Annotated in this window: 15 protein-coding genes; 13 read left to right on the forward strand and 2 right to left on the reverse strand. The window is 67.8% G+C overall.

Annotation, left to right across the window (positions count from 1 at the left end; translation table 11 throughout):
• Positions 1-76: 76 nt before the first annotated feature.
• The 11 genes from eccA (at position 77) to eccE (ending at position 14,620) form a co-directional block, all read left to right on the forward strand.
• On the forward strand, positions 77-1,846 hold the full coding sequence (gene eccA / locus ACZYZF_RS06720) for a type VII secretion AAA-ATPase EccA (protein ID WP_463834968.1): 1,770 nt from the start codon (positions 77-79) through the stop codon (positions 1,844-1,846).
• Complete coding sequence (gene eccB, locus ACZYZF_RS06725) at positions 1,843-3,399, forward strand: type VII secretion protein EccB (RefSeq protein ID WP_463834969.1); 1,557 nt, start codon at positions 1,843-1,845, stop codon at positions 3,397-3,399. Before eccA ends, eccB begins: the two co-directional genes overlap by 4 nt.
• Complete coding sequence (gene eccCa / locus ACZYZF_RS06730; protein WP_463834970.1) at positions 3,399-7,376, forward strand: type VII secretion protein EccCa; 3,978 nt, start codon at positions 3,399-3,401, stop codon at positions 7,374-7,376. The genes eccB and eccCa overlap by 1 nt, the downstream gene beginning before the upstream one ends.
• Positions 7,376-7,687, forward strand: a complete 312-nt coding sequence (locus ACZYZF_RS06735; protein ID WP_463742956.1) for a PE family protein — start codon at positions 7,376-7,378, stop codon at positions 7,685-7,687. The genes eccCa and ACZYZF_RS06735 overlap by 1 nt, the downstream gene beginning before the upstream one ends.
• Before the next feature lies 1 nt (position 7,688).
• A complete protein-coding gene (locus ACZYZF_RS06740) occupies positions 7,689-9,266 on the forward strand; it encodes a PPE domain-containing protein (RefSeq protein WP_463834971.1) in 1,578 nt (525 codons plus the stop codon).
• A 61-nt stretch (positions 9,267-9,327) separates the two neighbouring features.
• Positions 9,328-9,621: a type VII secretion system protein EsxG gene (esxG, locus tag ACZYZF_RS06745; RefSeq protein ID WP_029106090.1), complete on the forward strand. Its 294-nt coding sequence runs from the start codon at positions 9,328-9,330 to the stop codon at positions 9,619-9,621.
• 28 nt (positions 9,622-9,649) lie between these two features.
• A complete protein-coding gene (locus ACZYZF_RS06750; RefSeq protein WP_003880383.1) occupies positions 9,650-9,937 on the forward strand; it encodes a WXG100 family type VII secretion target in 288 nt (95 codons plus the stop codon).
• Between the two features lie 16 nt (positions 9,938-9,953).
• Entirely contained in the window at positions 9,954-10,901 is a 948-nt protein-coding gene (locus tag ACZYZF_RS06755; RefSeq protein ID WP_463834972.1) for an ESX secretion-associated protein EspG, read from the forward strand.
• Positions 10,902-10,903: 2 nt separating this feature from the next.
• The gene (eccD, locus tag ACZYZF_RS06760; RefSeq protein WP_463742953.1) at positions 10,904-12,319 is read left to right on the forward strand and encodes a type VII secretion integral membrane protein EccD; all 1,416 of its coding nucleotides are present in this window, start codon (positions 10,904-10,906) and stop codon (positions 12,317-12,319) included.
• A 7-nt stretch (positions 12,320-12,326) separates the two neighbouring features.
• Entirely contained in the window at positions 12,327-13,703 is a 1,377-nt protein-coding gene (mycP, locus tag ACZYZF_RS06765) for a type VII secretion-associated serine protease mycosin (RefSeq protein WP_463742952.1), read from the forward strand.
• Positions 13,700-14,620 carry a type VII secretion protein EccE gene (eccE, locus tag ACZYZF_RS06770; protein ID WP_463834973.1) on the forward strand — a complete coding sequence of 307 codons (921 nt, stop codon included), beginning with the start codon at positions 13,700-13,702 and terminating at the stop codon, positions 14,618-14,620. Before mycP ends, eccE begins: the two co-directional genes overlap by 4 nt.
• Here eccE and ACZYZF_RS06775 read toward each other — a convergent pair.
• Complete coding sequence (locus tag ACZYZF_RS06775; protein WP_463834974.1) at positions 14,576-15,787, reverse strand: alpha/beta hydrolase family protein; 1,212 nt, start codon at positions 15,785-15,787, stop codon at positions 14,576-14,578. The two genes, eccE and ACZYZF_RS06775, sit on opposite strands and share 45 nt — an antisense overlap.
• A gap of 23 nt (positions 15,788-15,810) precedes the next feature.
• Positions 15,811-16,689, reverse strand: coding sequence for an amidohydrolase family protein (locus tag ACZYZF_RS06780; protein WP_463742949.1), 879 nt, complete (start codon positions 16,687-16,689; stop codon positions 15,811-15,813).
• A gap of 54 nt (positions 16,690-16,743) precedes the next feature.
• Here ACZYZF_RS06780 and ACZYZF_RS06785 point away from each other — a divergent pair, with 54 nt between their 5' ends.
• Both ACZYZF_RS06785 and ACZYZF_RS06790 read left to right on the forward strand, forming a co-directional pair.
• Positions 16,744-17,511: a trans-aconitate 2-methyltransferase gene (locus tag ACZYZF_RS06785; RefSeq protein ID WP_463742948.1), complete on the forward strand. Its 768-nt coding sequence runs from the start codon at positions 16,744-16,746 to the stop codon at positions 17,509-17,511.
• A 53-nt stretch (positions 17,512-17,564) separates the two neighbouring features.
• Positions 17,565-18,407, forward strand: coding sequence for an alpha/beta fold hydrolase (locus ACZYZF_RS06790; protein ID WP_463834975.1), 843 nt, complete (start codon positions 17,565-17,567; stop codon positions 18,405-18,407).
• Positions 18,408-18,435 lie beyond the last annotated feature (28 nt).

The following is an 18,435-nucleotide window of genomic DNA, read 5'->3' on the forward strand; positions in this document are numbered from 1 at the left end:
GTCGCTCCCGTGCACGCATATGGGTAGTGACACGCTTGCGGCTCCGCCTCAGGGAGCGCCCCGGCTCGATCGCGATGTGATCAGCCGTTTCGCCACATGTTGTCGTGCGCTGGGCTTGACGGTGAACGACCGGCAGCGTCCGGCCGATCTCGCCGCAGCCCGGTCCGGCTTTGCTGGACTGGCACACATCGCGCACGACCACTGTGACGCCTGGACCGGACTGGCCGCCGCGGGCGACGTATCCGGTGAGGTCATCGACGCGGTGTGGCGGACCCGGGCCAGCGCCGGTCTGCTGCAACGCGAGATCGACCTCGCTGCCGGCGACCTCGGTTTCACCTATGACAGCGGGCTGTACCTGCAGTTCCGTGCCAGCGAGGTGGACGACTTCCAGCTGGCCTACGCGGCGCGGTGCGCCGCGCAGGGCCAGCTCGCCGAGGCCGACGCGCTCGTGGGCGAGCTGCTCGCCCGCCGGCCGGGCTGGTTGAACGCCACCTGGCTGCGGGTGGCGATCAACCACCGGGCCCAGCGCTGGAACGACGTGGTGCGGCTGCTCACCCCCGTCGTCACCGACTCGTCCCTCGACGAGGTCACCGGTCACGCCGCGCGAATCACCCTGGGCATCGCGCTGGCCCGGCTCGGCATGCCGGCGCCCGCCTTGTCGTACCTGGAGGACCCGTCCGGCCCGGTCGCGGTGGCCGCGCTCGACGGCGCGCTGGCGAAGGCACTGACCTTGCGCGGGCAGGGCGAGGATGAAGACGCAGGCGAGGTGCTGCAGGACCTCTTCGCCGCGCACCCCGAAAACAAGCAGGTCGAAGAGGCTCTGTCGGATCCGACGTTCGGGCTGCTGATCACCAACGCCGCACGCATCGACGCCCGGTCCGACCCGTGGGACCCGGACACCGAACCGTCAGAATCCGACTTCGTCGACCCGGGGGCCAAGGAGCGCAAGGCACATCTGCTCGTCGAGGCCGAAGCCGAGCTCGCCGAGTTCATCGGCCTGGAAGAAGTGAAGTTCCAGGTGGCGCGGCTCAAGAGCTCGGTCGCCATGTCGATCCGGCGCCAGGAGCGCGGGCTGGCCGTGGCGCAGCGCACCAACCACCTCGTGTTCGCCGGCCCGCCTGGAACGGGTAAGACCACCATCGCCCGCGTCGTCGCCAAGATCTATTGCGGCTTGGGGCTTCTCAAGAAGGAGACGGTCCGCGAGGTGCACCGCGCCGACCTGATCGGCCAGCACATCGGTGAGACCGAGGCCAAGACCAACGCCATCATCGACAGCGCGCTGGACGGCGTGCTGTTCCTCGACGAGGCCTACGCACTGGTGTCCACCGGCGCCAAGAACGACTTCGGTCTGGTCGCCATCGACACGCTGCTGGCCCGCATGGAGAACGACCGCGACCGGCTCGTCGTGATCGTCGCGGGCTACCGCAAGGACCTTGACAGCTTCCTGGACACCAACGAAGGTCTGCGCTCGCGCTTCACCCGCAGCATCGACTTCCCGTCGTACTCCTCGTCCGAACTCGTCGAGATCGCCGAGCGGATGGCCGAGAAGCGTGACAGCACGTTCGAAAAGGCCGCGCACGACGACATGGAGAAGCTGTTCGGTTATCTGGCCGAGGCAACCATGCCCGACGCCAACGGTGTTCCGCGCCGCAGCCTCGACATCGCCGGTAACGGCCGCTTCGTCCGCAACCTGGTCGAGCGCTCCGAGGAGGAGCGCGAGTACCGCCTCGATCATTCCGACAATGACGACTTCACCGACGAGGAGATGATGACGATCACCGCCGGTGACGTGAACAGTTCTGCCGGCCCGCTGCTGCGCGGCCTGGGTCTGACGGTGCCCGCATGACCGCGCCCGGCCCTTCCGACGAGCGTCGTTCCTTCACCTCCCGCACGCCGTCCAACGAAAACCCCGACCAGGTGTCGTACCGGCGCGGCTTTGTCACCAAGAACCAGGTCACCGGCTGGCGATTCGTCATGCGCCGCATCGCTTCTGGCGTCGCGCTGCACGACACCCGCATGCTGGTGGACCCGCTGCGTACGCAAAGCCGTGCGGTGCTGACCGGCGCATTGATCGTGATCACCGGCTTGGTCGGCTGTTTCTTGTTCTCCTTGTTCCGACCCGGTGGGACTGCCGGGAACGATGCCGTTCTCGCCGACCGGTCCACGGCTGCGCTGTACGTGCGGGTGGGCGAACAGTTACATCCCGTGCTCAACCTGACCTCGGCGCGATTGATCACCGGCAAGTCGGACAACCCGAGCACGGTCAAGACCAGTGAGATCGACAAGTTCCCGCGCGGCAACCTGCTGGGCATCCCCGGCGCGCCGGAGCGGATGGTGCAGAGCGCCGGCACCGACGCGGATTGGACTGTGTGCGATGTGGTCTCGGGCGCCAACGCCGGAGTGACCGTCATCGCCGGCAACCTCGCATCGGGCGGTGAGCGTGCCCTGACGCTGACGTCCGACCAGGCGGTCCTGGTGCACAACGCGGAAGGCCCGACGCCGGGCGACTGGCTGCTGTGGGACGGCAAGCGCAGCTCGATCGATCTGGCCAACCGCGCCGTCACCGATGCCCTCGGTCTCGGCGGGCAGATCCCCGCGCCGCGGCCGATCGCCGCCGGCCTGTTCAACGCCATCCCCGAAGCCCCGGCACTGGCGGCTCCGCACATCGCCGACGCCGGTGCGCCGACGAGCTACGAGCTGTCGACGCCGGTGCCCATCGGCGGCGTGGTGGCGGCGTACGACGCCGACAACACCGCCCGCTACTACGCGGTGCTGAATGACGGTCTACAGCCGGTCTCGCCGGTCCTGGCCTCGATCCTGCGGAACACCAACTCCTATGGCTTGGACCAGGCGCCGCGGATCGGGCCCGACGAGGTGTCGCGGATGCCCGTCTCACGTGCCATCGACACCGCCGGTTACCCGAGCACACCGGTCAAGCTGGTTGCGTCGTCGACCGCCCCGGTGACCTGTGCCCAATGGATCAAGCCGACGGGTGCCACCGAGAGCAAGCTGGCGGTCCTCTCCGGTGCGGCATTGCCGGTGCCGGACGGCCTGCACACCGTCGATCTGGTCGGAGCGGGCAGCAACGGCGCCGCAAGCCGGGTCGCGCTCACCCCGGGCAGCGGTTACTTCGTCCAGACCGTCGGGGCCGAGCCAGGTTCGCCGACCGCAGGCTCGTTGTTCTGGGTCAGCGACACCGGCGTCCGCTACGGCATCGAAACCGCCGGTGACGACAAAGTTGTTGCGGCGCTTGGCCTCACCTCGCCGGCCCTACCCATTCCCTGGTCGATCCTGACGCAGTTCGCGGCCGGCCCGACCCTGTCCCGTGGCGACGCCCTGACCGCTCATGATGCGCTGTCGTCCAATGCCAATGCTGCCCGCCTGGAGGCGACCCGCTAATGAGTAGGCTGATCTTCGAGCACCAGCGCAGGCTGGCTCCGCCGACCACCCGCAAGGGCACCATCACGATCGAGCCGCCGCCCCAGTTGGAGCGGATCGTTCCCCCGTCACTGCTGCGCCGGGTGCTGCCTTACCTGATCGTCATCCTGATCGTGGGCATGATCGTGGCCCTGTTCGCCACCGGGATGCGGATGATCTCGCCGACCATGCTGTTCTTCCCGTTCGTGCTGCTGCTGGCCGCCACCGCGCTGTACCGCGGCGGCAACAAGATGCGCACCGAGGAGGTCGACGCCGAACGCGCCGATTACCTGCGCTACCTGTCGGTGGTGCGCGACAACGTCCGTGCGCATGCCGGTGAGCAGCGTGCGGCGCTGGAGTGGTCGCACCCGGAGCCCGAGGTGCTGGCCACCGTCCCGGGTACCCGCCGGCAGTGGGAACGTGACCCGCGTGACCGCGACTTCCTGGTGCTGCGCGCCGGGCTGCACGATGTGCCACTGGATGCGGCGCTGAAGGTCAAGGACACCGCCGACGAGATCGACCTGGAGCCGGTGTCGCACAGCACCCTTCGTGGTCTGCTCGACGTGCAGCGCACCGTGCGCGATGCCCCGACCGGCATCGACGTCACCAAGCTCGCCCGGATCACCGTGATCGGTGAGGCCGAAGAAGTCCGCGATGCGCTGCGCGCCTGGATCGCCCAGGCCGTCACCTGGCACGACCCGACCATGCTCGGGGTGGCCCTGGCTTCTCCCGATGTCGACTCCGAGGCCTGGTCGTGGCTGAAGTGGCTTCCGCACGTGGACATTCCGTCGCAGGCCGACGGTGTCGGCCCGGCCCGGTACCTGACGACCGGCGTCACCGAGCTGCGCGGACAGCTCGATTGGGCGCTGACCGGCCGGCCCGCGTTCCCCGCCGAGGCGGACCAGGTCCTCAAGCATCTGCTGGTCGTCCTCGACGATCCCGAAGCCGATCCCGACGACATCGCGCGGAAGCCAGGTCTGACCGGCGTCACCGTGATCCACCGCAGCGACAAGCTGCCCAACCGCGAGCAGTACCCGGATCCCGAGCGGCCCATCCTGCGGGTCACCGAAGGCCGGATCGAGCGCTGGCAGAGCAGCGGCTGGCAGCCCTACGTCAATCAGGCTGACACGATGTCGGCTGCCGAGGCGGCCCACATCGCGCGGCGGCTGTCGCGTTGGGATTCCAATCCCGGCTACGTGCGGTCCACCGCTACCGGCGGCGCCACCTTCGGCACGCTGCTCGACATCCCGGATGCTTCGGCGCTGGACGTGGCGAGCCTGTGGGCCCCGCGCAACCGCGACGACGAGCTACGGGTGCCGATCGGCGTCACCGCCACCGGCGAGCCGCTGTACTTCGACCTCAAGGACGAGGCCGAGGGCGGTATGGGCCCGCACGGCCTGATGATCGGTATGACGGGCTCGGGCAAGTCCCAGACCCTGATGTCGATCCTGTTGTCGCTGTTGACCACTCACTCCGCTGAGCGGCTCATCGTGATCTACGCCGACTTCAAGGGTGAGGCCGGCGCCGACATCTTCCGCAACTTCCCGCAGGTCGTCGCGGTCATCTCGAACATGGCCGAGAAGAAGTCGCTGGCCGATCGGTTCGCCGACACCCTGCGCGGTGAGGTGGCCCGCCGTGAGCAGATGCTCAAGGAAGCCGGCCGCCGCGTGCAGGGCAGCGCGTTCAACTCGGTCACCGAGTATGAGGCTGCCATCGCAGCCGGACATGACCTGCCCCCGATGCCGACGCTGTTCGTGGTCGCCGACGAGTTCACCCTGATGCTCGCCGACCATCCCGAGTACGCCGACCTGTTCGATTACGTCGCGCGCAAGGGCCGCTCGTTCCGGATTCACATCCTGTTCGCGTCACAGACCCTGGACGTGGGCCGGATCAAGGACATCGACAAGAACACGTCGTACCGGATCGGTCTGAAGGTGGCCAGCCCCAGCATCTCTCGTCAGATCATCGGGGTCGAGGACGCCTATCACATCGAGTCGGGTCGCGAGCACAAGGGCGAAGGCTTCCTGGTGCCCGCCCCGGGCGCGGTGCCGGTCAAGTTCCGCAGCACCTACGTCGACGGCATCTACGATCCGCCGCGGGCCGAGAAGTCGATCGTGGTGCGGGCGCTGCCGCAGCCACAGCTGTTCACCGCCTCGCGCGTTGAGCCCGAGCCCGATACGGTGATCGTCACGAACGAGCCAGAGGTCAACGTCGCGCCACCGCGCAAGCTGATCGCCACCATCGGCGACCAGTTGGCCGCCTACGGCCCGCAGGCACCGAAGCTGTGGCTGCCGCCGCTGGACGGCGCGATTGCGCTGGACGACGTGTTGGCCCGCACCGAGATCGAGCCCGGTCAACTGCGTTGGCCGCTGGGCGAGATCGACAAGCCGTTCGAGATGCGCCGGGATGCCTTGGTGTTCGATGCCAACTCGTCGGCAGCCAACGTGCTGATCCACGGTGGTCCGCGCTCGGGCAAGTCGACCGCACTGCAGACCTTCGTGCTGTCGGCGGCTGCGTTGCACTCGCCGAGCGAGGTGAGCTTCTACTGCCTGGATTACGGCGGCGGACAGCTCGCCGGCCTGGCCGATCTGGCGCATGTCGGCAGTGTCGCCACGCCGCTGGAGCCCGAACGCATCCGCCGCACCTTCGGTGAGCTCGAGCAGCTGCTGCGGGCCCGCCAGCGCCAGGGTGCGGTGAGCCGGGTGGGCAGCTCCACCGGAAAGTATGAAGACGGCTACGGCGAGGTTTTCTTCGTCATCGACAACCTGTACGCGTTCAGCCGGGACAACACCGACACGTTCAACACTCGTAATCCGCTGCTGGCCAAGGTGACCGAGCTGGCCAACACCGGCCTCGCCTACGGCATCCATGTCGTGATCACCACGCCGAACTGGCTGGAGGTACCGCTCGCGATGCGTGACGGCCTGGGCCTGCGCTTGGAGCTCAAGCTGCACGACAGCCACGACAGCATCGTGCGGGTGGTCGGTGCGCTGCGCCGCCCGGCGGAGTCCGTACCTGCCGATCAGCCGGGCCGAGGCCTGACCATGGCCGCCGAGCACTTCCTGTTCGCCGAGCCAGAGCTGAGCGATATCGCCGTCATCAACTCCCGCTACCCGGGGCAGACCGCACCGCCGGTGCGCCTGCTGCCCACCGCGCTGGCCCCCGCCGTGCTGGCGCCGCTCTACCCGGCCCCCGAGCGGGTGGTCATCGGTCAGCGCGAAGAGGATCTGGCACCGGTGGTGCTGGACTTCAAGGACAACCCGTTGCTGACGGTGTTCGGCGATACGAAGTCGGGTAAGACCACGCTGCTGCGTCACATCATCCGGACCATCCGGGAGAACTCCCGGCCGGACGAGGTGGCCTTCACCGTCGTCGACCGACGGCTGCACCTGGTGGAGGAGCCGTTGTTCCCGGACAACGAGTACACGGCCAACATCGACCGCGTGCTGCCGGCGATGCTGGGTCTGTCGGCACTCATCGAGAAGCGCCGTCCGCCGGCCGGTTTGAGCCCACAGGAACTCAGCGCGTGGAATCAGCGGTCAGGACCCGACGGTCACATCCACTACCTGATCATCGACGACGTCGACCAGATTCCCGACGGCCCCGCGGTCAGCGGTCCGTTCGCCGGGCAACGCCCGTGGACCAACATCGTCGGACTGTTGGCCGAGGCCACCGATCTGGGTCTGCGCGTCATCGTGACGGCCCGGGCCACCGGATCGGCGCACGCCGTGATGACGGCACCGCTGCTGCGTCGTCTCAACGATCTGCAGGCGACCACCCTGATGCTGTCGGGCAATCCGGCCGACAGCGGCAAGCTCCGCGGACACCGGTTCGCCCGGTTCCCCGCGGGACGCGGCATGTTGCTCGGGGACGGCGACGCGCCCGAGTTCGTCCAGCTCGTCAACCCACTCATCGATGACACGGCACTTTCCGTGAACAACGGGCGAAAGGAATTCTGATGACATTGCGGGTAGTTCCAGAAGGATTGACCGCCGCCAGCGCGGCCGTCGAGGCGCTCACCGCGCGGCTGGCCGCCGCGCACGCCGCGGCCGCACCCCTGGTCTCAGCGGTGATTCCGCCTGCGGCCGACGCGGTTTCGTTGCAGACCGCGACCGGGTTCAGCACCCACGGCGCCCAGCACACGGCGATCGCGGCCCAGGGCGTGGAGGAGCTCGGACGCTCGGGCGTCGGCGTCGGCGAGTCCGGTGCCAGCTACATCACCGGTGACGCGATGGCGGCTTCGTCCTACATGACTGCGCGCGGCATCTGAGATGACTGCCCCCATTTGGATGGCCCTACCACCCGAGGTGCACTCGACGCTGCTTGCCAGCGGCCCGGGCGCCGGGTCGTTGCTGGCCGCCGCGGGGGCCTGGCAGTCGCTGAGTACCGAATATGCCTCGGCAGCAGCAGAACTCACCAGCGTGTTGGGTGCGGTGCAGGCCGGGTCGTGGGAAGGTCCGAGCTCGGAGCAGTACATCACCGCGCACGGGCCCTACCTGACCTGGCTGGCGCAGCAGAGCGCGAACAGCGCTGCGGTGGCCGTGCAGCACGAGACCGCGGCCGCGGCGTACACCACGGCGGTGGCGGCCATGCCGACCATGCCCGAGCTCGCGCTCAACCATGTGGTGCACGGCGTGCTGATCGCCACGAACTTCTTCGGTATCAACATGATTCCGATCGCGGTCAACGAGGCCGACTACGTCCGGATGTGGATCCAGGCGGCCACCACCATGGCCACCTACCAGGCTGTCTCCGGGGCCGCCGTGATGGCGGCACCGACCGGCACGCCATCGCCGATGCTGCTCAAGCCAGGTGCCGGGGAAGTCGGCGCCGCCTCGGCCAACGCACAGCAGATGATGGCGCAGGGCACTGCGACGGAATCAGGTTCGGCCCTGACCAGTGCCGACGCGACGGCCGACAGCGAGTACCCCAATCTGCCGCAGTGGCTGGTCGATTACCTGGGCAATGACTCGATGATCGGCGGCAAGGAGCTGCTGCGGTTCCTCAACGATCCGCTCGGAACCATCCAGAGCATGCTCACCGACCTGATGACCAACCCGTCCGGCTTCCTGACCACCTGGGGGCCGTTCCTGTTCGGCGTCATCTATCAGCTGATCTTCCAGCCGGTGGGCTGGGGCACGTGGATCAGTGTCGCGCTGTCGCCGTTCCTGGCCCCGCTCCTCGGAATGGGTCTTGCCGCACTGGGTTTCCTCGACCTGCTTCCCACCGACGACGTTGCACCGGGCGACGTTCCGGCCGATGGGGACGCTCCGGTGGCACCGGTCCGCAGCGATCAGGGACTCCCGATGGCCGGCCTGAGTCCTGCGGGTGTCGGGGGTGGGGCAGGAGCAGCCGCCGCGCCCGCCGCTGCACCTGCCTCCGGAGGGGTTGCGGCACCGGCGCCTGTCGCAGCAGCGGCCTTCGCGCCGTATGCGGTGCTCGGCAGTGACCCCGATGAGGGGTTCAGCCCGACTGTCGGCGGCAAGTCCAGCGCTTCGGCACCGGCTTCCGGCATTCCTGCGGCGGCATCGGGTGTGGCCGCGTCGCTCGCGGCCCGGCGTAAGCGGCGTCGTAAGCGAGGTGCGGCACTGGAAGACCACGCCTATGCGGACGCCTACATGGATTACGAGCAACCCGATCCAGACCCCGAGCCACAGCCGGAGCCGCGGGTCCGAGCGTCCGAAAGCGGTGCCGGCACCATGGGATTCACCGGTACCGAAACGAAATCCGATGCCACCGCGGCCGGGCTGACCACGCTGGCCGGCGAGAGCTACGACGACAGTCCTGTCTCGCCGATGCTGCCCGGCTCCTGGGAACCCGGCGATTCGCAAGGGGGTAGCCGCAGCTGACCAGATCATCGTCATCACGTTCGTCGCACCGCCAAATGTCCACGACCCGAAAGGAAAATCCATGAGCCTGTTGGATGCTCACATCCCCCAGTTGATCGCCTCCGAGGCCGCCTTCGGCGCCAAGGCCGCACTGATGCGCAGCACCATCGCGCAGGCCGAGCAGGCCGCCATGTCGTCTCAGGCCTTCCACATGGGTGAGGCCTCGGCCGCGTTCCAGGCCGCCCACGCCCGGTTCGTCGAGGTGTCGGCCAAGGTCAACGCGCTGCTCGACATCGCGCAGCTCAACCTCGGCGACGCCGCGGGCACCTACGTCGCCCAGGATGCCGCCGCCGCCAGCACCTACACCTCGGTCTAACCGAATCACCCCGGATACAGGAGTTTTCATGTCTCAGATCATGTACAACTACCCGGCAATGCTGGCTCACGCCGGAGAGATGAACACCTACTCGGCTGCCCTGCACGCCGTCGGTGCTGACATCGCCAGTGAGCAGGCCGCGCTGAGCAGCGCCTGGCAGGGTGACACCGGTATGACCTACCAGGCCTGGCAGGCCCAGTGGAACCAGGCGATGGAAGAGCTGACCCGGGCCTACCGTGCGATGGCGTCCACTCACGAGATGAACACCATGTCGATGAGTGCCCGCGACGCGGCTGAAGGCGCCAAGTGGGGCTAGTGCCGGTGGCTCCGCATTGAGTACCGGAGCTAACGCCGTCGAGCTGACCACCGATCAGGCCTGGTACCTCGCGGAGGTACTCGGCGCCGGGGCGTACCCGTGGGTGCTGGCCATCACGCCGCCCTACAGCGAACCGGCACAGCGGGCCGGCTTTGTCGCCGGACGGGCCGCTGAACTGACCAGGATGGGCGTGCTCGACGCCGGTGGCGGAGTCAATCCGCAGGTGGCGCAATGGGTTCGGTTGGCTTGTCGGCCGACCCAGTGGCTCGATCTGCGGTTTGTCTCCGGGCCGGGAGATCTGCTGCGGGGCATCGTTGCGCGAGGAGCCGACGAGCACAGCGGAGACCGGGCCGGCCGGACAGTTGTCGTCCTGCGCAACGCGCAGTTGGTGACGTTCACCGAGATGGACATCGCCCACCCGCACGCCTTGGGACCGGTGCTCACAGCCGGACTGTCGCAGCGCAGGCCCGCGCGGTTCGAGGAGTTCGCGCTGCCGGCCGCGGCCGGCGCCCGTGCCGACGAGCAGATCCGCAACGGCACGCCGCTGACCGAGGTGCTGGGATTCCTCGGAGTCCCGGCCTCGGCCCGCCCGATCGTGGAGGCGGTGTTCGACGGGCGACGGACGTATGTCGAGATCGTGGCCGGAGAGCATCGCGACGGCCACCGGGTCACCACCCAGGTGGGGGTCAGCATCATCGACACCCCCGGAGGCCGGATTCTGGTCTCCCCGTCGAAAGCCTTCGACGGGGAGTGGATTTCGACTTTCACGGCGGGCAGTGCCGAGGCGATCGCGATGGCGATCGAGCGGCTCACCGCCTCCCTGCCGAGCGGTTCCTGGTTCCCCGACCAACCGCTCATCCGCGACTTCGACAGCGAAGCCGTCAACCAATATTTGTCCAATGGCTCTAATGACGTTGTAGCCCACCGAGATCCACGCTCCATGAGAAGAACCCAGAAAGCATAGGAATGTCCGACAACACTGTGATGCCGATCGTCCGGGTGGCCGTGCTGGCCGCCGGAGACGACGGTGGCCGGCTGACCGAGATGGCCCTGCCGTCCGAGCTGCCGCTGCGCGAGATCCTGCCCGCGGTCCAGCGCATCGTGCTGCCCCCCAACGCCGGCGGTGACGACGGCGCCAACGACCCGGTGCGGCTGAGCCTGGCCCCGGTGGGAGGTGCACCGTACAGCCTGGACGCCACACTCGACACGGTCGGTGTGGTGGACGGTGATCTGCTTGCGCTGCAAGCCGTTCCCGCCGGGCCGGCCGCCCCGCGCATCGTCGAGGACATCGCCGACGCTGCGGTGATCTTCTCTGCGGCTCGCCAGCGCCCGTGGGGCGCCGCCCATATCGCGCGGTACGCATCGCTGGCCCTGATCGGGCTGATCCTGGTGGGCACCGGCCTGGCCGTCGCCCATCGCGTGCTGACCGGTGAACTGCTCGGGCTGTTCGTGGCCGGCGGCATCGCCATCGCCACCGTGCTCGCCGCGCTGTCGACCCGGAGCCGGTCAGGAGCTCTGGCCACCGCGTTGGCGCTCGCCGCGCTCGTACCCGTCGGCGCAGTGTTCGCGCTCGGTGTGCCAGGCGAATTCGGTGCGCCCAGCATCCTGTTGGCCGCGGCCGGAGTGGCTGCCTGGTCGTTGATCAGCATGGCCAGCTCGCCCGACGACCGGGGTATCGCGGTGTTCACCGCGACCACGGTGGTCGGAGCCGGCGTGTTGTTGGTCGCCGCGGCGGCCACGCTGTGGGAGATCAACGCGACAGTGATCGGGTGTGCCCTGATCCTGATCGCCTTGCTGGTCACGGTTCAGGCCGCTCAACTGTCCGCGATGTGGGCGCGCTTCCCGCTGCCGGTCATCCCGGCGCCCGGTGATCCGTCCCCGTCGCCGCAACCGCTGTCGGTGCTGGCCGACCTGCCGCGTCGGGTTCGGGTGAGTCAGTCTCATCAGACCGGCGTGATCGCCGCGGGTGTGCTGCTCGGTGTCGCGGGATCGGTGGCCCTGGTCGGTTCGTCGACCGCGTCGCCGTGGGCCTGGTACGTCGTGGTCGCTGGCGCGCTCGGCGCCGTGCTGAAGGCTCGCGTCTGGGACTCCGCCTCGTGCAAGGCCTGGCTGCTGAGCCAGCCCTACCTCCTGTCCGTTGTCCTGTTGGTGGCCTTCGCGATCGACGGCCGGTACCAAGCGGCCTGGTTGGCGCTGGCAGTGCTCGCCGCGCTCGTCGTGGTGTGGGTTTTCGCCGCACTGAATCCGCGCGCGGCGTCTCCGGACACCTACTCGCTGCCGATGCGGCGTCTGGTGGGCTTCCTGGGGACCGGGCTCGATGCTTCGCTGATTCCGGTGATGGCCTTCCTCGTCGGGCTGTTCAGCCTCGTTCTCGACAGGTGATGAATCGGTGATCCACAAGACTCTGGGTGTTCTGGCCACAGCCGGCCTGGTGCTGTTGGTCGGCTCCCCGTCGGCGGGTGCGGTCAGCCCGCCCGAGGTCGACCCGCAGATCGCCCCGCCGGCCGGCAGTGCCGGCCCGGTGGAGGCGATGGCGCAGCGTTCGGCGTGCGTCAGCACTGAAGCCAGGCCGGGTACCGATCCCGGTGCGGTCAATCCGAACCAGTTGGCACTCAACCTGTCCGGAGCCTGGAAACAGAGCCGCGGCCAGGGGCAGACCGTTGCGGTCATCGACACCGGGGTGCAGCCGGGACCCCGGTTGCCCCATGTCGAGGGCGGTGGAGACTTCATCGAATCCACTGACGGCCTGACCGACTGTGACGGCCATGGCACCGCGGTCGCGGGTCTCATCGCCGGCCAACCCGGGCCCGACGGTTTTTCCGGGGTTGCGCCGGAAGCCCGGTTGATCTCGATCCGGCAGAATTCGCCGCGATTCGCGCCGCGCACCCCCAGCGCCGATGCCGCCCAGGCCCGTGCCGCCGCCGATGTGGCAAGCCTGGCCCGGGCAGTGGTCCGTGCTGCCGACATGGGTGCGCGTGTCATCAACATCTCGGTGGTGACGTGTCTGCCCGCCGACAAACCGGTTGACCAGACCGAACTCGGTGCGGCACTGCGCTATGCGGCGCTCGAGAAGGATGCGGTCATCATCGCTGCCGCCGGCAACACCCAGGGCGGGGTCACCACCGGTACCGCGTGCGCATCCAATCCGCTGTCCGGAACCCCCGATGATCCGCGCAACTGGGGCGGTGTCTCCTCAGTGTCGATCCCGTCGTGGTGGCAGCCCTACGTGTTGTCGGTCGGCGCACTCAACGCCACCGGCCAACCGTCCGGATTCACCATGGCCGGCCCTTGGGTGGGGATCTCGGCGCCGGGCGAGAACATCTCCTCGGTGAGCAATGCGCCGGGCGGAGGGTTGGCCAACGCGCTGCCCACCGACCAGGGCAAGCTCATTCCGCTCAGCGGCACCAGTTATGCGACGGCCTACGTGTCCGGCGTTGCGGCCTTGGTGCGCAGCAAGTTTCCTGATCTGAACGCCCGACAGGTGGTGCACCGGTTGACCACGACGGCCCAGGGCGCGGCCCGCTCGCCGTCGAACGTCATCGGCGCCGGCGGTGTCGATCCGGTGGCCGCACTCAGCTGGGATGTCGCCGACATGCCGCTGGACGGACCGGCGGCTCCTGCAGGCAAACCCATTGCCGCACCACCAGAACCAACCCCGCGTGACAACACCGGCCGAATCGTCGCTTTCGCCGGCACCGGGGTACTTGCGCTGGCGGCCATCGTTGTCGCGTTCGCCGCATATCGACGGAAGGACCCCACCACATGACCGCCCGACTCGCGCTGGCATCCCTCTTCATCGTCACGGCGGTGCTGGCCCGGCCATGGCAGACCAACACCGAACGGTGGGTGCTCGGGGTTTCCATCGCGGCAGTGGTGCTGTTGCTGGCCTGGTGGGGAGGGTTGTTCCTGACCACGCGGGTCGCCCGGCACCTGGCGATGTGGCGGCGGAACCTCGCCAAAAAGCAGCCTGAGCAGCCGGCCGATTCAGAGACCGTCACGCTGCGTGTCGATCCTGCGGACCCGGCCCAGTTGCCGGTGGTGGTCAGCTATCTCGACCGCTACGGCATTCGCTGCGACAAGGTCCGGATCACCCACCGTGACGCCGGCGGTACCCGCCGCAGCTGGATCAGCGTGACCGTGGCAGCAGTGGACAATCTCGATGCGCTGCGTGCGCGTTCATCGCGAATCCCGTTGCGGGACACCACTGAAGTCGTCGGGCGTCGGCTCGCCGACCACTTGCGTGAGCAGGGTTGGACGGTCACGCTCGTCGACGGGGTGGATTCCCCGCTGCCCGACCCCGGTAAGGAAACCTGGCGAGGGGTGAAGGACGACTCGGGATTTGTCGCGGCCTACCGCGTCAGCGTGAGCGACAAGCTGGACGCGGTGCTCGCCGGGGTCGGTGCGCTGCCGGCACAGGAAACCTGGACGGCACTGGAATTCACCGGATCTCCGACTCAGCCGCAGCTGACGGTGGCCGCGGCGCTCCGCACGGAGGACCGGCCCGCACGCAAGGGCCCACTGGCGGGCCTGAAACCGGCGGGTGGCCGGCACCGTCCGGCATTGGCAGCGTTGAACCCGTTGTCCTCGGACCGTTTGGACGGTGGCCCGGCCGCGACGCCGCAGACGTTGCTTCAGCGGTCAGTCGAACATGAAATCCCGCAGGAAGCGGGTCATCCGGCGTAGGTAGTCCGGCTGGCTCACATGCAGCAGGTGGTTGCCCGGGAACCAGTGGAACGCACAGCGATCCCAGTGTTCCCAGAGAATCTCGGCTTGCTGCGGTGGAGCCAGCCGGTCGCCGAGGCCGGCGATGATCATTCGTCGCCCCTTGGGTACCAGCGGACGATAGTTCAGCGGTGAGGCATACCGTGCCGCCGCTTCGGTCAACGCGGGATCGATTCGGGCCACCCGGCGTTGCAGGGCCACCAACTTGTTGGCCGGGAACCATTCGTCGACCGTGCGATCCGGTGTCACCACAGGAACATTCGGGACCACGGCCTGTATCCGGTCGTCCACACTGGCCAGTAGCGCCGAGGAGAATCCGCCCAGCGAGATTCCGGTCAGGGCGATCCGGTCGACGCCGGTGAACTCCAGATAGTCGATCACCGAACGGAAGTCGTGCACCGCCTGGGCCATGGCCTCGGAGAACCCGGCGAACCCGTGGGAGAAGTATCCGTAGCCGCTGAACGGTGAGAACCGTTCGGCGCGTTGACCGTGAAACGGCAGGGTGTACAACAGCACGTCGTAGCCGGAGCGGTAGAACCACGGCAACGACAGGAACAGGCCGTTCGCCAGATACGGCGACCCCATGAAACCGTGGATCACACACAACGTGGGGTGCGGGCCGTCGTCATGGCGCCAATGCTGGGCTCGCACAACATTGTTGCGGGTGAACCCGTCACACATTTCGCGCAGTGCCGGGTTGACTGCGGTGAAACTGCTCTCGAACCGGATGTTCTCCACCCGGCCGTGAGCGATCACCTCGGCGATCGGGTTGGCCTGGCGGGTGGATACCCGGGGCGGCCGGGTGGGCGCCGGAAATGACACCGCGGGATCTTGCGCGGCAGCCAGATCGGCGTAGAACCGCATGTGGTCGTGCTCGGCGCGGGATTGCGACGGGTCCCGAATCGAAGCCAGCATCGACGCAAGGGTGGTCGGCACCATCGACGTGGCCACGATCGAGGCAACTCCCGTGCGCAACGCGATGTCGGCGATCGCGGAGGCATCCACGATCGCCCGCTGGCGCACGGTCAGATCGGCCCGCCGGGGCAGACCGCCCGCACCGGCATCACCGCCGGGGACATCGGGAACAGGGATCGGGGGTTCGACCGGATCTGCGCTGGACGGCTCCACGCTTCCCGATGCTAGCCAACCGCTCAGCTCAGCCCGAACAACTTCGCGGCGTTGTCGTGTAGGACATTGCGGCGCCAGGCGTCGTCGATACCCGGAAGGTCGGTCAGGTGGTGTATCGCCTCGGCGTAGCCGTATGGGATGTTCGGGAAGTCGCTGCCGAACAGGATGTGTTCACCCATGGCTTTGAGCCGGGCGACGTCGGCGGCGGGGAAGGGCATCATCGCCTCGACGAACGGGGTGAACGCCATCGTGGTGTCCAGCCTCACCTGCCCGAACTGCTCGGCGAGATCCAGGAAGGCGGTGTACTCGGGCATCCCCATGTGCGCGACGATCAGCACCAGGCGTGGATAGCGGCCCAGCAGTTTCGCGATCGGCTCTGGCCCGGTGAACCGGCCCGGCACCGGACCGGAACCACAGTGGATCACGACCGGGACGCCGGCGTCTTCGATCGGCCCCCAGACCTGGTCGAGCAGGGGATCATTCGGGTCGTAATTCCCCACCTGGATATGTGCCTTGAACACCTGCGCACCTGCGGTGATCGTCTCCGCGACGTACTTTGGGGCCTCGGGTTCCGGGAAGAACGTGGCGGTGTGCAGGCAGTCCGGGGTGTCCCTGGCGAAGTCTTTGGCCCATTGATTGAGCCAGGCGGCCATCGCCGGCTTGTGTGCGTAGATCAGCGAGGTGAACCTGCGCACGCCGAACTCCCGCAGCGTGGCGACCCGTTCCGCCTCGTCGGCGCGGTAGGTGATGGGCCATTCGCGGCCGATCATCGGGCCCTGGCTGTCGAAGTACTGCCACACCTTGTCCATGACGTTCTTGGGCATGAAGTGCGTGTGTACGTCGACGATGCCGGGCAGGCCCAGCTCGGTCCAGATCTTCCGTACTTTGTTTGCTTCGTCCATCGCGCTCTGACGATAGCCGTCCTCGAAAATGCGACCGCCGGGCATGATCGGGGCATGTGGAATCCGGACACCTACCTCGCCTTTGCCGATCACCGCGGACGTCCGTTCTACGACCTGCTATCGCGGGTGGCTGCGTCGGCTCCGCGCCGCGTGGTGGACCTGGGTTGTGGGCCGGGCAACCTGACCGAGACGCTGGCGCAGCGTTGGCCAGATGCGACGCTGGAGGCCTGGGACAGCTCTCCGGAGATGGTGGCAGCCGCGCAGGGGCGCGGGCTCGAGGCACACGTCGGGGCGATCGAGGAGTGGACGCCGCAACCCGACACGGACGTGGTGATCTCCAATGCGGCACTGCAATGGGTGCCCACGCATCGCGAACTCGTGGTGCGCTGGGTTGGACAGTTGCCTGTGGGTGCGTGGATCGCTTTTCAGGTGCCGGGCAATTTCGACGCCCCGTCCCACCACGCGGTGCGCGAGCTGGCCCGCCGCGAGCCGTTCATCGAGCCGCTGCGAGACATGCCGTGGCGCGATGTCGGCCAAGTGGATACGCCCGTCGAATATGCCGGGCTGTTGACCGACGCGGGCTGCGTGGTGGATGCCTGGGAGAGCACTTACGTGCACCAATTATCTGGTGAGACACCGGTTCTGGACTGGATCACCGGGACGGCGTTGACACAGGTGAAAGGTCGGCTTACCGAAGAGCTGTGGGAGCAGTACCGGCAGGCCATCATCCCGATGCTGGCCGAGGCCTACCCCAAACGCGATGACGGCATCACGTTCTTCCCGTTCCGGCGCGTGTTCGTGGTGGCCCAAATCGCGGGGTAGGCATTACCTACGACGTAATCGACATGCGTACCTGTGCGGTCGACTATCGACGCATGCCTACGCTAGAGACGGCCGACCGAACCGACATCCACTACACCGACACCGGATCCGGGCCGGTGTTGGTCTTCACCCACTCGTGGGGCCTCAATTCGGGCCAGTGGAATGAGTTGGTCCGACGCTTGGTGGACAAGGGCTTTCGGTGTGTCGCCTATGACCGGCGTGGGCACGGGAGCTCGGGGGCCCACCACGGTGAGTGGACGGTGGATCTGCTGGCCGACGATCTGGCCCGAGTGCTGGGACACCTCGAACTCGACGACGTGACACTGGTGGGGCATTCCCTGGGATGCGGTGAGATCGTGCGTTACCTCAGCCGGCACGGGACGGCGCGGGTGAACCGCGCGGTACTGGTGGCGGGCCAACTTCCGCTGGTGGTCAAGACGCCGGACAACCCCGAGGGGGTCGACGAGGCCATCCTCGACACCATGCTCGTCGAGCTGGAACGCGATGTGCGGCAATGGTGCATCGACAACACGCCACCGTTCTTCGGACCGCACACCGTGGCGCCCGAGATCGTCGAGTGGACCGTGGACCAGATCGCTGCCGTTCCTGTCGAGACCCTGCTGGCCACCCAGCGGATGGGTGCGCACGCCGACTACCGTGCGGAGCTCGCCGAACTCGACCTTCCGGTGCTGCTGATCCACGGCGACGCCGACGCGTCGACGCCCATCGAGCTCACCGGACGACGCACGGCTGCGCTGCTGCCGCATGCGGAGCTCATCGAGATCGCCGGCGCCGCACACGGGCTGTACCTGACCCACGCTGACCGCGTCATCGACGCGATTTGTGGAGTTTCAGCCGTGGCGGGTGCGGCTAAAACTCCACAAATCACAGGTTAGAGGGCACGCCGGGCAGGTCAGCCAGGCC

This window comes from Mycobacterium sp. IDUB_24 (genome assembly GCF_055419385.1).

Coding starts and splice junctions, on each gene's coding strand:
- eccB (WP_463834969.1), top strand. CDS start 1,843: ATGACCGCGCCCGGCCCTTCCGACGAGCGTCGTTCCTTCACCTCCCGC.
- eccCa (WP_463834970.1), top strand. CDS start 3,399: ATGAGTAGGCTGATCTTCGAGCACCAGCGCAGGCTGGCTCCGCCGACC.
- ACZYZF_RS06735 (WP_463742956.1), top strand. CDS start 7,376: ATGACATTGCGGGTAGTTCCAGAAGGATTGACCGCCGCCAGCGCGGCC.
- ACZYZF_RS06740 (WP_463834971.1), top strand. CDS start 7,689: ATGACTGCCCCCATTTGGATGGCCCTACCACCCGAGGTGCACTCGACG.
- esxG (WP_029106090.1), top strand. CDS start 9,328: ATGAGCCTGTTGGATGCTCACATCCCCCAGTTGATCGCCTCCGAGGCC.
- ACZYZF_RS06750 (WP_003880383.1), top strand. CDS start 9,650: ATGTCTCAGATCATGTACAACTACCCGGCAATGCTGGCTCACGCCGGA.
- eccD (WP_463742953.1), top strand. CDS start 10,904: ATGTCCGACAACACTGTGATGCCGATCGTCCGGGTGGCCGTGCTGGCC.
- eccE (WP_463834973.1), top strand. CDS start 13,700: ATGACCGCCCGACTCGCGCTGGCATCCCTCTTCATCGTCACGGCGGTG.
- ACZYZF_RS06780 (WP_463742949.1), bottom strand. CDS start 16,689: ATGGACGAAGCAAACAAAGTACGGAAGATCTGGACCGAGCTGGGCCTG.
- ACZYZF_RS06785 (WP_463742948.1), top strand. CDS start 16,744: ATGTGGAATCCGGACACCTACCTCGCCTTTGCCGATCACCGCGGACGT.
- ACZYZF_RS06790 (WP_463834975.1), top strand. CDS start 17,565: ATGCCTACGCTAGAGACGGCCGACCGAACCGACATCCACTACACCGAC.